General features: G+C 61.0%; 11 protein-coding genes. 5 read left to right on the top strand and 6 right to left on the bottom strand.

Annotation, left to right across the window (positions count from 1 at the left end; all coding sequences use genetic code 11):
* The 5 genes from H6B51_RS13980 to H6B51_RS13960 all read left to right on the top strand — a co-directional run.
* Positions 1-644, top strand: a 644-nt coding sequence (locus H6B51_RS13980; RefSeq protein WP_204884264.1) for a cyclase family protein, incomplete at its 5' end; no start/stop codon positions are given.
* Between the two features lie 185 nt (positions 645-829).
* Positions 830-1,735 carry a 3-hydroxyacyl-CoA dehydrogenase family protein gene (locus tag H6B51_RS13975; RefSeq protein WP_204884263.1) on the top strand — a complete coding sequence of 302 codons (906 nt, stop codon included), beginning with the start codon at positions 830-832 and terminating at the stop codon, positions 1,733-1,735.
* 244 nt (positions 1,736-1,979) lie between these two features.
* The gene (locus H6B51_RS13970; RefSeq protein WP_204884262.1) at positions 1,980-3,263 is read left to right on the top strand and encodes a DUF362 domain-containing protein; all 1,284 of its coding nucleotides are present in this window, start codon (positions 1,980-1,982) and stop codon (positions 3,261-3,263) included.
* A gap of 3 nt (positions 3,264-3,266) precedes the next feature.
* A complete protein-coding gene (locus tag H6B51_RS13965) occupies positions 3,267-3,533 on the top strand; it encodes a hypothetical protein (RefSeq protein WP_204884261.1) in 267 nt (88 codons plus the stop codon).
* Positions 3,534-3,716: 183 nt separating this feature from the next.
* On the top strand, positions 3,717-4,949 hold the full coding sequence (locus H6B51_RS13960) for a MalY/PatB family protein (protein ID WP_204884260.1): 1,233 nt from the start codon (positions 3,717-3,719) through the stop codon (positions 4,947-4,949).
* A gap of 52 nt (positions 4,950-5,001) precedes the next feature.
* Here H6B51_RS13960 and ptsP read toward each other — a convergent pair whose 3' ends face one another.
* The 6 genes from ptsP to H6B51_RS13930 all read right to left on the bottom strand — a co-directional run.
* Positions 5,002-6,654 carry a phosphoenolpyruvate--protein phosphotransferase gene (gene ptsP / locus H6B51_RS13955; protein ID WP_204884259.1) on the bottom strand — a complete coding sequence of 551 codons (1,653 nt, stop codon included), beginning with the start codon at positions 6,652-6,654 and terminating at the stop codon, positions 5,002-5,004.
* 66 nt (positions 6,655-6,720) lie between these two features.
* Complete coding sequence (locus H6B51_RS13950) at positions 6,721-6,981, bottom strand: HPr family phosphocarrier protein (protein WP_204884258.1); 261 nt, start codon at positions 6,979-6,981, stop codon at positions 6,721-6,723.
* Positions 6,982-7,000: 19 nt separating this feature from the next.
* Positions 7,001-8,902 carry a PTS sucrose transporter subunit IIABC gene (locus H6B51_RS13945; protein ID WP_204884257.1) on the bottom strand — a complete coding sequence of 634 codons (1,902 nt, stop codon included), beginning with the start codon at positions 8,900-8,902 and terminating at the stop codon, positions 7,001-7,003.
* A 255-nt stretch (positions 8,903-9,157) separates the two neighbouring features.
* Positions 9,158-9,991: an MBL fold metallo-hydrolase gene (locus H6B51_RS13940; protein ID WP_204884256.1), complete on the bottom strand. Its 834-nt coding sequence runs from the start codon at positions 9,989-9,991 to the stop codon at positions 9,158-9,160.
* A 41-nt stretch (positions 9,992-10,032) separates the two neighbouring features.
* Positions 10,033-11,013 carry a LacI family DNA-binding transcriptional regulator gene (locus tag H6B51_RS13935; RefSeq protein WP_204884255.1) on the bottom strand — a complete coding sequence of 327 codons (981 nt, stop codon included), beginning with the start codon at positions 11,011-11,013 and terminating at the stop codon, positions 10,033-10,035.
* A gap of 29 nt (positions 11,014-11,042) precedes the next feature.
* Positions 11,043-12,912, bottom strand: a 1,870-nt coding sequence (locus H6B51_RS13930; RefSeq protein WP_418055074.1) for an amylosucrase, incomplete at its 5' end; no start/stop codon positions are given.

Here is a 12,912-nt window from a genome sequence, read left to right as displayed (position 1 = left end):
CCCACGTGATCCCCGAGTCCCCCTACACCCACGAGCTGCCCCTGGAGAACTACTACGGCCCCGCCGTTTGCCTGGACATCCCCAAGAAGCACTGGGAGCTGATCACCGTGGAGGACATTGAGAACGCCGCCGCCAAGGTGGAAGGCGGTATCCAGGAGGGCGACTGGGTCCTGATCTGCACCGGCATGAACAAGCGCTGGGGCGAGAACGACGACTACTTTGCCTACTCTCCCGGACTGTCCATCGAGGGCGCCCACTGGTTCGTGGACCACAAGGTCAAGGGCGTGGGCTTTGATATGCAGGCTCTGGACCACATCCTGTACACCTATGCCGCCCAGCACGGCCCCGGGCCCTACGTCCCCCGTATCGTGGAGCAGTACAAGAAGGAGTTCGGCCGTGAGCCTCTGGAGGACTTCCCCGAGTGGGAGCCTGTCCACGAGATCCTGCTGGGCAACAACGTCATGGGCATCGAGAACGTGGGCGGCGACATTGAGAAGGTCAAGGGTCAGCGATTCACCTTCTGTGCCTTCCCCCTGCGTTGGTACATGGGCGACGGCACCATCGTCCGGGCCGTGGCCTTCATCGACGAGGACAAGATCAACAAGGATGTGCCCGATCGGGTGTACAAGTACGGCGTGTATTGATCCTGCGGGGATCCTTGGAAACAGATACCGGGCGGGAGCGGCCTGACCGGGGACGAGGGCCCGCTTCAGCGGGCCCTCGTTTTTTTGCCGGGAGCGTGCCGGTCCATCGCCCTCCACAACAGGCGGCAAGGGCGGCTGCTGTCAGAGTAGGCCCGCCAGGACCGCTGGAAAAGAGGAAAGATAGTATGAGCAACATCAAAGCAGTGTTCGTAGGCACCGGCATGATCGGCGCTGGTCTGGCTGCCAATGCCATGCTGAACGGCTATGAGACCGTTCTCTACGACGTGGTGCCTCAGGAGAAGATGGAGGCAAATATCCGCCACATCATGGACATCCTGGTGGAGGCCGGTGCCGCCACCCGGCAGCAGGCCGACGACGCCCTGGCCGCCTGCCAGTACTCCAACGACTTGGAGCAGGCCGTGCAGGGGGCTGATTTCATTCAGGAGTGCATCCCCGAGCGGCTGGAGCTGAAAAAGTCCACCTACGCCACTATCCAGAAGGTCACCGGCCCCGACGCCATCATTTGCAGCTCAACCTCCAAGCTCTTCCCTACCAAGCTTCAGGAGGGGGCCCTCTATCCCCAGTCCATCCTGGTGGGCCACCCCTACAATCCCTCCTACCTGCTGCCCCTCATCGAGCTGTGCGGCGGGGAGCAGACTTCTCCCCAGACCATTGAGAAGGCCAAGGAGATCTACACCGGTATGGGCAAGGTGGCTGTGGTCTGTCAGAAGGAAATCTACGGCTTCATTGTCAACCGGCTGTCCTGGGCTGCATTGGAGGCTGCCAAGGAGTGCGTGAGGGACGGCGTTTGCACCGTGGAGGACATGGACAAGGCCATTATGTTCGGCCCCGGCATGCGTATGGCAGTTACCGGTCAGCTGCTGACCATCAGCCTGGGCGTGGATGGCGGCTTCCGCAACATCGCTGAAAAGTACGGCGAGGAGCCTACCCCCTGGAACGAGGTTTACGCCCAGGGCGTGGACCAGGAGATCGCCAATCGGGACCCCTCCATGGGCAACACCGTGGATGAGGTGTGCAAGTTCCGGGACCGTGCCTTCGCTGAGCTGCTCAAGCTGCACAAGCTGCTCTGAGCCGGGCAAGCTGTTCTTGTTCCGCAACAAAGCCGGGCAAGCTGTTCCGCTTCCGCAACAGTGGGACTCCTCCGGGCCGTGCCTGGAGAAAGGGACAAGCTGAAAGCCTTGGGGCGCTAGGGCCGGATGGATCACCGGCTGGTGAGTGCCACTTGGCATAAGGCTTGCATAGTTTCATAAACGCATAGATCCCAGCGCGTCCGGGCTCCATGGGCGCGCGAATCAAAAGAAGGGAGAATGAATTATGTCCGATAAAAAAGCACTGGTCGCCCTAGCCAAAGAGCCCAGCATTCAGGAGAGCGTCACCAAGGTCTTTGACCTGATGGGCGGCGTTACCAACATGATCAAGGCTGGTACCACCGTGTTCCTGAAGCCCAATGCCGGCCATGCTGCCCCCGCTGACACCTCCGTGTGCACCAATCCTGAGGTGGTCCGGGCCGTTATCCGGGAGGTCAAGAAGGCCAACCCCAAGAGCATCGTTATCGCTGAGGCCGCCGCTATCGGCTGCGATACCATGGAGTGCTATGAGGTCTCCGGCATCGCCGATGTGGCCCGGGAAGAGGGCGTGGAGCTGTACGACATCAAGGCCGACAAGGACCTGATCAACGTGGCTGTCCGGGGCTATCGTTCCAACCTGCATCACGTGAAGCTGCCCCGCCGCCTGATGGAGGCCGATCATCTGATCAACCTGCCCATCCTGAAGGCTCACGCCAGCATGGTATTCTCCTGCGCGCTGAAGAACATCAAGGGCGTTGTGCAGGACGCCGTGCATCTGCAGATGCACCAGCAGAACCTGACCATGGCCATGATGGACGTGTGGAGTGTGTCCCGGGCCGACATTAACATCGTGGACGCCATCCGCCCCGCCAGCGGCTACTCTCCCCACACCCCCGTGCCCATCGATGTGGGCTGCATCCTGGGCTCCACCGACCCCGTGGCCGTGGACCTGATTGCCTGCGACCTGGTGGGTATCGACGCCGAGGCCGTTGACTACTTCCGGGTAGCCGCTGAGACCGGTCTGGGCATCACCGAGCGGGACAAGATCGACGTGGTGGGCGCTAAGGTCGAGGATTGCTACAAGAAGATGTGGGTGCCCTACATCGGAGACATGAGCACCCGCTGGCCCGAGTACAAGGTGCTGTGCGACGGCGCCTGCTCCAGCTGCCAGGCCCTGCTGGCCATCAATATGGAGACTCTGAAGGCCATCGGCGACTACGAGCGCCGCTCCGACTTCGTGGTGGTGGCCGGCGGCAAGAACGCCATTCCCGACGACGTGGATGACAAGAAGCTGGTACTCCACGGCAACTGCACCCGCAAGTACCTGAAGAATCACCCCAACGCCATCCACATCGAGGGCTGCCCCCCCTCCGAGCCCCTGCTGTATATGTCCATCTCCAACGGCGAGCTGGTCCACGGCAAGGATGGCCAGATGAGCGAGTACATCCGTCCTCGTATGGCCGCCGACCAGCCGGTGTGGCGCCAGTACGTGGAGGAGCAGGCCAAGAAGTTCTACGGCCAACAGGGGTAAGCTATGGCATTCCAGTATGTAGACTATCCCCAGGAGATGAAGGACCTGTTGAACCAGATCTTCAACGACACGTTCATGCAGGCCAACACCCGGTTCCAGTCCTTTGAGGGCTTCCGGTATTCCAGCGCCGTATTTGTCAACTGGAATGCCGACCAGCTCATCTATGACGACGTAGTGTTCAACAACTTCGTCAAAGAGAGTACCAAGTTCTCCTCCTGGGATGATATGGTGCGGGCAGCCACCGATCAACGATTTTCCATCCCGCAGTAGCCTCTTGAACAAGAAAAAGGGTTTCCCCTCACGATTGAGGGGAAACCCTTTTCTATGTGCGGCATATGCGGGGCGGTGGCCCAGCCGAGAACAGCTCCGGGGAGGCCTTCTCTGGCCGTGGCGGCTTTACGGTAGGACGGGGACGTGTTAAAATGGGACAAACAGCGAAACGGAGGACAGGGTATGAGCTATGATTTTACCTCCATCCTGGATCGGAAAGGCTGGGACGCACTGGCGGTGGATGTGGAGACTGGGGCCAGGATCGGTTTTTTAAACGCAAAGGATCTGACTATCCGACCGGGGTTTGACGTGATTCCCATGTGGGTGGCCGATATGAATTTCCCCACGGTACCCACCATTCCTCAGGCCATCATCCACCGGGCACAGCACCCGGCCTATGGCTATTTCACCCCCAGGGAGGCATATTACCAGGCCATCATCCGCTGGCAGGAGGTGCGCAACGGGGTTACCGGACTGGCGGAGGAACACATCGGTTACGAAAATGGGGTGCTGGGTGGCGTGATCAGCGCCCTCAACGCCATTTGTTCCCGGGGGGACAAGGTGCTGCTCCACTCTCCCACCTATGTGGGTTTTACCAGATGCATGACCAATAACGGCTACAACATGGTGCTCAGCCCCCTGAAGAAGGACGATCACGGTGTATGGCGGATGGATTTTGAGGATATGGAGGAAAGGCTGCGCAGCCAGAATATTCACGCCGCTGTGCTCTGCTCTCCCCATAACCCCACCGGACGGGTGTGGGAGCGGTGGGAGCTGGAACAGGCTATGGAGCTCTTCAGGAAGTATGAGGTAAAGGTCATTTCCGACGAGATCTGGAGCGTCCTCATTCTGGAGGGGAACCGGCACATCCCCACCCAAATGGTGAGCCAGGACGCCAGAGCCCGCACGGTAGCTCTGTACGCCCCCAGCAAGACCTTCAATCTGGCGGGGCTGGTGGGCAGCTACCATATCATTTACGACAAATGGCTGAGAGACCGGGTGGAGAAGGAGAGCTCCCTTTCCCACTACAATGAGATGAATGTGCTGAGCATGCATGCCCTCATCGCTGCCTACTCGCCGGAAGGAGAAGCCTGGGTAGACCAACTGCGGCAGGTACTTACCGGCAATGTGGACTTTGCCTGCCAGTATATCCGGCAGCGGGTCCAAGGAGTGGAGGTCTCAAGACCCCAGGGCACCTACATGCTGTTTCTGGACTGCCAGGGCTGGTGCGAGGAGCACGGAAGGACCTTGGACCAGCTCCAGCGGACGGGGCTGGAGGTGGGGGTGATCTGGCAGGACGGACGGCCCTTCCACGGCCCATGGGCCATCCGCATGAACCTGGCCCTTCCCCAAAGCCGAGTGGAGGAGGCCTTCCGGAGACTGGACCGGTATGTGTTCCATCCTGAGGAGCAATGAATAAACGCCTCAAACTTGTTTAAACAAGTTTGAGGCGTAATGATATCATAGATCAGCCCTTCAGCAGTTCCAGGTCGCAGGTACCGGCAATGCTCTTGCGGATGGCCGCCCGGAGGGGGAGCACGGCAGTAGGGGAGACACTGAGCTCGTCGATACCCATGGCAAGGAAGGTAGGTAGCAGGGCAGTGTCTGCCCCCAGCTCTCCGCAGATACCGATCCAGATTCCTGCCTCGTGGGCGGCGTCGGCCGCCATCTTCAGAGCACGCAGGACGGCAGGGTGATGAGGATCGAAGAACTTGCCCAGGTCGTTGCACTGACGGTCGCAGGCCAGGGTGTACTGGGTTAGGTCGTTGGTGCCCACCGAGAAGAAGTCCACCAGCTTGGCCAGCTCAGGGGCCATAAACACGGCGGCGGGGGTCTCGATCATGATGCCCAGTTCCGTGTCCTCCCGGAAGGGGATGCCCTCGGCGGATAGCTCGTCCATCACCTTCTGACAGGCCCGGCGGCACTCCTTTACCTCCCATACCGAGGCGATCATGGGGAACATGATGGCGATCTTGCCGAAGGCAGAGGCACGGTACAGGGCCCGCAGCTGAGTGCGGAATACCTCCGGTCGGTTTAGGCAGATGCGGATGGCCCGCAGTCCCATGGCCGGATTCTCTTCCTTGTTCAGGTCAAAATAGTCCACCTGCTTGTCTGCCCCGATGTCCAGGGTGCGGACGATGACCCGCTTGCCCTTCATATCTACCGCGGCCTTTTTATAGGCCTGGAACTGGGCCTCCTCGTCGGGATAGTCGCTGGCAGCCAGATAAAGAAACTCGGACCGGAACAGGCCCACCCCCTGGCCGTCGTTGGCCAGCACGGCGGAAACGTCCTCCGGAGAGCCGATATTACAGTAGAGCTTGATCTTCTTGCCATCCAGGGTCACGTCCTCCTGGCCCACCATGGAGCGCAGCAGCTCCTGGCGCTCGGTTTGCTGGGCCTGCCGGGTCTCCAGGCTCTGAAGGGTCTCCGGGTCGGGGTCAAAGATCACCTGGCCGGTCTCCCCCACGATGTAGGCTTCCTTGCCGTGGTAACTCTCGTTGAAGGCTTCCCCCAGTCCGCACACGGCGGGGATGCCCATGGTGCGGGCCAGAATGGCGGTGTGGCTGTTGCCGGAGCCTCCCTGGGTAGCAATGGCCAGGATCTTGCTCTTATCCAGTTGGATGGTCTCCGAGGGAGCCAGATCGTCAGCCGCCAGGATTACCGGCTCGTCCGAGTCGATGCCCCCCTCCACGACGCCCAGAAGCAGGTTGAGCACCCGACCGGTCACGTCTTTCACGTCGGCGGCCCGGGCCCTCATATAGTCGTCGTCCATCTCCGCCAGCATGGCGGCAAACTGCTCCCCCGCCTGCTGCGCGGCATATTCGGCGTTGCAGCCCTGGGCCACCAGCTCGTCCATGGCCCCGGTGTAGTCCTCGTCCTCCAGGAACATGGCGTGGGTCTCAAAAAGCTCGGCGGCACTGTCCCCGGCCTGGGCCCGGGCGGCTTCCGCCATGTCCAGCAGGGCCTGGGCCGCCGTCTCCCGAGCCTGGTTCAGACGGACCTGCTCCTCCGCCGGGTCACAGTTATGCCGTGCCTCTACCTGGCTTTCCGGACGGTGGTAAAAGTAAATGACGCCGTGGGCCACACCCTGAGAGACTCCTTTTCCCTGTACGATGTTCATCCTGCCGTCTCCTTTCTCGTGTTTGGCAGCGCCCACCGCCAGATCTGGCGGTGGGCGCTGGGTAAGTTACAGGTTGTTTTTGAAGAAATCTTCCATGGCGGCGGCAGCGGCCTCCTCGTCACCGCCGTTGACGGATACGGTGATCTGGTCGCCCCCCTTAACACCCAGACCCATCAGCTTCATCAGCTGGGTGGCCTTGGCAGACTTGTCCCCCTTGGAGACAGTGATCTCAGCGCCGGCAAAAGCCTTGGCGGCCTTGACCAGCAGACCAGCGGGACGGGCGTGGATGCCCACGGGATCGGTGATGGTGTAGGTAAAGCTTTTCATGACAGATTTCTCCTCTCTCTCAGTTATTGGAAACACAGGCCTTGACGGTCAGGATGGGGTCCAAGGAAGCTTGGTCGCCGGCATGGACAGAGACCGAGCCCAAATCCTCAGAATTGGTCACCAGGACGGCAGTGGTGGTGGGATAGCCCTTTTTGGCGATCAGCTCCAGGTCAAAGTCCAGCAGGAGCTGGCCCGCCTTTACCTGATCCCCCTCGGAGACGTGGAGGGTGAAGCCCTCACCGTTCATCTCCACAGTATTGATGCCCACATGGATGAGCAGCTCCATGCCGTCGGAGGAGGCCAGGCCGATGGCGTGCTTGCTCTCGGCCACGGTGGTTACCTCGCCGTCAAAGGGGGCTACCACGCGGCCTACGGCGGGCTGGATGCCGAAGCCCTCGCCCAGCACGCCGGTGGCAAAGGTGTCGTCGGGGATCTCCTCCAAGGGGATCACCTTGCCCTGGATGGGGCAGTAGACCACCCCGGGCTGGCAGGTGAGAGCGGGAGTGGTCTCAGCCTGGGAAACGGGAGCGGAGGCGGTTTCCGGGGCCTTCTCCTTGTACAGGAACCAGCTCACCGCGAAAGCCACCACAAAGGAGACGGCCAGTTCAATGGCGTAGGGGACGATGTAGTCGGTGGTGGTGAGGAAGCCAAACAGGCCGGTGACGCCGTAGGCGGTGGCGCCGATGTGGAACATGGAGCCCACCACGCTGCCGGCGGCACCACCGATCATGCCAGCCACCAGGGGCTTTACCAGGCGCAGGTTGACGCCGAAGATGGCGGGCTCGGTGATACCCAGGGCGGCGGACATGGCGGAGGGGAGAGCCAGGGCTTTGGTCTTGCGTTCCCGAGTCTTGAGGGCGATTGCCAGACAGGCGGCGCCCTGGGCAAAGTTAGCGGCGGAGGCAATGGGCATCCAGGTGTTCAGACCCACCGAGGACAGCATGCCCGCCTCAATGACATTATACATGTGATGGACACCACACACCACAGTAAGAGGATAAATGGCGCCCATGAGAGCCGCACCGATGCCGAAGGGGATGGTGATGAGCATCTGCACCCCCTCCAGCACCCAATTTTCCAGGGTGGAGAACACGGGGCCAAACACGGTGAGGGTCAGGTAGCCGGTGGCGCACACGGTGACCAGGGGAGTGATGAACAGGTCCAGCATCTCAGGGACCACCTTGTGGAGCCGTTTCTCGATCTGGCACATGATCCAGACCGCAATGATTACTGGGATCACGTGGCCCTGATAGCCAGTCAGGTTGATGTCAAAGAGACCAAACCATACATCAGCCGTGGGAATGGGGGTACCGCTGGCCACATAGTCAGCTACCGACCAGGCGTTCACCAGATCGGTATGGATCATGATCATGCCGATGACAGCCCCCAGGAAGATGTTGCCTCCAAACACCCGGGCGGCGGACACTGCTACCAGGATGGGAAGGAACACGAAGGCGGCGTTGCTGAACAGATGGAAAATGGTGTAGGTGCCCGAATCAGCCAGGGTGGGGAAGGCCTTGCAGAGACCTTCCAACAGCCCCATGATCAGACCGGAGGCCACGATGGCCGGCAGAATGGGCACGAATACGTCGCCCAGCGCCTTCACCATCCGCTTGGGCAGAGGTTGCCGGGCGGCAGCAGCGGCCTTGACCTCCTCCTTGGTGGCGGCGGTCATACCGGAAACCGCCAGAAACTCGTCGTAAACCTTATTTACCGTGCCGGTGCCCAGAATGAGCTGGAGCTGTCCGGCGTTGCTGAATACGCCTTTGACGCCGTCGATGTCCTCCAACGCATCCATATCCAGCTTCCCGTTGTCCGCGATGACCAGCCGCAGACGGGTGGCACAGTGAGCGGCACTGACCAGATTCTCCCGGCCGCCTACGTGCCGGAAAATCTCTTGGGCACATTTGCGGTAATCCATAGATACCCCTCCAGGTGATTTTGAATTTATATTGAAAACGTTTTCATCTTGAGTTCATTATATCCGCCTCAAGTTAGTTTGTACAGATGGAATGTTGGACAAGTTTTTTCGGGCTGTTTTGTGCGAAACAGAAAATGAAGCATAGATTTCCTGTGGGAATTTAGGAAAAATGTACCCGCAAGGAAGGTGGGCCGCCCGTCCCCTGTAGGAACGGAGGCTCTCCTATCCTTGCGGGCAAGTGGAGGAGAGTAGTATTCAGAATTCCACGGTCATGCCATCGTAGGCGGCCAGGATGCCCCGAGCCGCGCCCCAGGCGGTGAGCTGGTCGTGGGTCATCTCGCCGTTGTGGCTGAAATGGTTGATAACCTTTACCGTATGGCTGTCCACGCAGCCCAGAGCGGCCAGCTTGGCCAGGAAGGGCTCGATATCGGGCAGGCCCATGTGGTAGCCGCCGATGGTCTTCTGACCCATGGTGGCATCCAGGCTGACCAGGTCAAAACGTTCGGCGGCCAGCAAATCCCAAGCTGCCTGACTCAGGTTGGCTCCGGTGTCGTGACCGTAAAAGACAGTCTTGCCGTCCTTCTTGCAGATGTAGACCAGAGGCTCCTCCCGCTTGTCATGGTCAGCGGGGACCGCCACAATCTCCCAGGCCCCAGAGCGGATATGATCCCCGCCGTGGGTACGGTGGAAGTGGACCACATCGTCAATGGGGTGCGGCTTGAAGCGGTCAATAAGGATGTGGTCATAAAAGGCCTTTTCCACTGCCTCGTTGCCGTATATCTCCAGCACTCCCTCCGCCCCGTGGCCAAAGTGTTCGTGGCGGTGGATCAGATCGGTGGGGAACCAGTGGTCCATATGGCTGTGGGTCACCAGCAGGGTCTGGATCTTTCCCAGATCCAGACCGTAATTCAGGGCATGGCAGTAGGTGTCAGGGGGAAAGTCCAGCAGCAGATCATCGTCCAGCATAGCCTGGGTGCGGGTGCGGAGGTTCCTGCCTCCTGCAGCCCGGGCGTGGGAGCACACCGGACAGGAACAGAACAGACCGGGCCACCCTTCGGCAGCGGCGGTGCCCATATAAAGAATCTTCATTGATTAACCTCCATGCCACCCTGGGGCGGATAATAAACGGTTCAGACGCTTTCCCGGTCCACCACGGTGTAGCCCATCATGGTCTGACGTACCGGAAGCTCCTCTTTGTGAGTCACCATGGACAAAAGCATCCGGGCGGCCTCGGCGCCGCATTCCTCGTAGTAAAAATGGGCGGTAGAGAGCCTGGGGCTGACGTGCATCCCTGCCCAGCTGTCGTCAATGCCTGCCACGCTCACATCCTCCGGCAGGCGCTTGCCCGCCGCCCGCAGGGCCTCCATGGCCCCGATGGCGATAAGGTCGGTGGCGCACATCACCCCGTCCAGGTCCGGGTGGTCGGCCAGCAGGGTTTCCATGGCCCTCCGGCCACCCTCTGCCGTAAAGTCGCTGAGACAGGTTGGTACGTCTGGGGACAGGCCGGCCTGAGTCAGAGCGGAGCGCAGGCCTTGCTTGCGGCGCAGGCCCACCGCGATATCCTGCTCTGTGACCCCAATGTAGCCCAGCCGCCGGCGGCCCCGCTGAAGCAGACGCTCGGTCAGATCCCGGGCGGCGTTGTAATCGTCGTGGTAGACGCAGGGAACCCCCTCGCACTGCTGCCCGGCAATGACCAGGGGCACTGAACAGGCTCGTATGGCATCCTCGTGCCGGGGGGAGAGCATGGTGGCCATGAGGATGATGCCGGCCACCGACCGGCTCTCAAACAGGTCCAGATAGGCCAGCTCCTGCTCGGCCACGTTATCGGTGTTGGCCAGCAGGCAGAGATAGCCCTGCTGGGACAGCACCTGGGTGATGCCGGCGGTCACCCGGCTCACGGCGTCCGAGCTGATCTTGGGTACGATGACCCCCACATAGTCGGTGATTTTGCTGCGGAGGGTCTGGGCGGCAGCGGCGGGCCGATAGCCCGTTTGCCGGATGACCGCTGCGATGGTGGCACGCTTCTCCTGGCTGAGGGAACCGCCATTGAGATAGCGGCTCACTGCGGCATTGGAAACCCCGGCCATTTGGGCGATCTCCTTAATGGTCATAGCACGTGCCTCCTTATTGGAAATAACGGTCAGTCCTCCCGGTGGAGCATCCAGGCAAAGCCGTAAGGATAGAGCTCTACATGGCGCAGATCCTCAAAATGTCCGCCGTACACCAGTTCCTCATAGGGGCCCTTTTCCCAGGAGGAGACGGTGACAAACTGATTGCTGAAGTTGAACAGGGCAATGAGCTTGTGGCCCTTGTACCAACGGCCAACCCCCAGCACGTGGGGAGAGCCGGTGTCAAAGGTCCACACGTCGGCCCGGGCGTCAAAGGCCGGCTCCTCCGCCCGCAGCTGCTCCAGCCGGCGCAGGCCCTGGAACTGCTTGCCCTGGCGGGTGCTACAGTCCGCCCGCATGGCGGCCAGATCCCACTGGAAGGCCCCACGATGGATATAGCGGCTGTCGTCCCACTTCTCCGGGTCCTGGTGGTAGGTGTAGTCATTGAGCTGCCCCACTTCGTCTCCGCTGTACAGTACGGGAATGCCGCTCTGGGTAAGCATCCAGGCGTGGAGCATCAGGTCACAGGCAATGGCCCGCTCCAGCTTGAAGGGATCCCGCTCATAGTCGGCAGTCTCTACGCCGCACAGAGAGGCGGTGGTGCCGCACAGCCGGGCATCCCCCAGCCGGGGGTCGTCATTGTACAGCTCGCCCCGGCTGTCGCTGCCGGGGAAATGGCCGGTAAACCAGTCGTTGAGGTATTTCTTGTGGGCTACCTCGTCGGTGCCAAAGTGCTGGTTCAGCCAGGGATAGTCCAGGCCCCAGCCAATGTCGTCGTGGCAACGCAGGTAGTTGAGGAAGAGGAAGTCCCGGGGCAGGGCGCATACCGTGTCCATCTGGTGGCGGAGCAGAGATACGTCCCCGGTGGCCAGGGTATGCCAGGTGGTGGCCATAGTGGTGACATTGTACAGCATATGGCACTCCGGTTTCTCGGGGGAGCCGAAGTAAGGCACCACCTTGGCGGGCTCCATGACCACCTCGCCCAGCAGCAGCACGCCGGGACAGACCACCTCACAGACGATGCGCATCATCCGCACCAGAGTGTGGACCTGAGGCAGGTTGCGGCAGTTGGTGCCCAGCTCTTTCCAGATGTAGGGCACCGCGTCCAGACGGATCACGTCAATACCCCGGTTGGTGAGGTAGAGCAGGTTCTCCGTCATGTCGTTGAACACCACGGGGTTGGCGTAGTTCAGATCCCACTGATAAGGGTAGAAGTTGGTCATCACCACCTGGCCGCAGTCAGGCAGCAGAGTGAAGCTGCCCGGGGCGGTGGTGGGAAACACCTGGGGCACCGTCTTTTCAAATTCCCGGGGGATGTCCCAATTGTCGTAAAAGAAATACCTCTCCCGGTAGCCCGGCTCGCCGGCCCGGGCCTTTTTGGCCCACTCGTGGTCCTCACTGGTGTGGTTCATCACAAAGTCCAGGCACAGGCTGATGCCGTCGGCCCGACAGGCATCGGCCAGGGACTCCAGATCGTCCATGGTGCCCAGCTCGGGCTGAACAGTGCGGAAGTCGGCCACGGCGTAGCCGCCGTCGCTGCGGCCCTTGGGACTCTGGAGCAGGGGCATCAGATGGAGATAGTTCACTCCGCACTCACGGATGTAGGGCAGCTTTTCCGCCACCCCCTTCAGGGTGCCGGCAAACTGACCGGTGTACAGCATCATGCCCAGCAGGTCCCGGCGGCGGTACCAGTCGGGATCGGCCTCCCGGGCCTGGTCCTGGAGGCGGAGGGCGTCCTTCCGCTGCCCCCAGCTCCGGCGGAGCATCTCGATAAAATAGTCAAAGGCGGCCAGATCCCCGTGGTAAAGCTCGCAATAGAGCCACTTCAGCTCGTCGTACCGGGCGTCCAGACGACGCTGGAAGGCGTCGGGGTCGGCGGAGGGTGCGGGGGTAGCGGGAGAC

It is taken from the genome of Pseudoflavonifractor phocaeensis (genome assembly GCF_016901955.1).
Lineage (GTDB): Bacteria > Bacillota > Clostridia > Oscillospirales > Oscillospiraceae > Flavonifractor > Flavonifractor phocaeensis_A.
Note: the sequence above shows the minus strand (reverse complement) of the source record. Positions and strands in the feature narration are given on the sequence as shown.

Coding starts and splice junctions, on each gene's coding strand:
- H6B51_RS13935 (WP_204884255.1), bottom strand. CDS start 11,013: ATGACCATTAAGGAGATCGCCCAAATGGCCGGGGTTTCCAATGCCGCA.
- H6B51_RS13965 (WP_204884261.1), top strand. CDS start 3,267: ATGGCATTCCAGTATGTAGACTATCCCCAGGAGATGAAGGACCTGTTG.
- H6B51_RS13945 (WP_204884257.1), bottom strand. CDS start 8,902: ATGGATTACCGCAAATGTGCCCAAGAGATTTTCCGGCACGTAGGCGGC.
- H6B51_RS13940 (WP_204884256.1), bottom strand. CDS start 9,991: ATGAAGATTCTTTATATGGGCACCGCCGCTGCCGAAGGGTGGCCCGGT.
- ptsP (WP_204884259.1), bottom strand. CDS start 6,654: ATGAACATCGTACAGGGAAAAGGAGTCTCTCAGGGTGTGGCCCACGGC.
- H6B51_RS13960 (WP_204884260.1), top strand. CDS start 3,717: ATGAGCTATGATTTTACCTCCATCCTGGATCGGAAAGGCTGGGACGCA.
- H6B51_RS13975 (WP_204884263.1), top strand. CDS start 830: ATGAGCAACATCAAAGCAGTGTTCGTAGGCACCGGCATGATCGGCGCT.
- H6B51_RS13970 (WP_204884262.1), top strand. CDS start 1,980: ATGTCCGATAAAAAAGCACTGGTCGCCCTAGCCAAAGAGCCCAGCATT.
- H6B51_RS13950 (WP_204884258.1), bottom strand. CDS start 6,981: ATGAAAAGCTTTACCTACACCATCACCGATCCCGTGGGCATCCACGCC.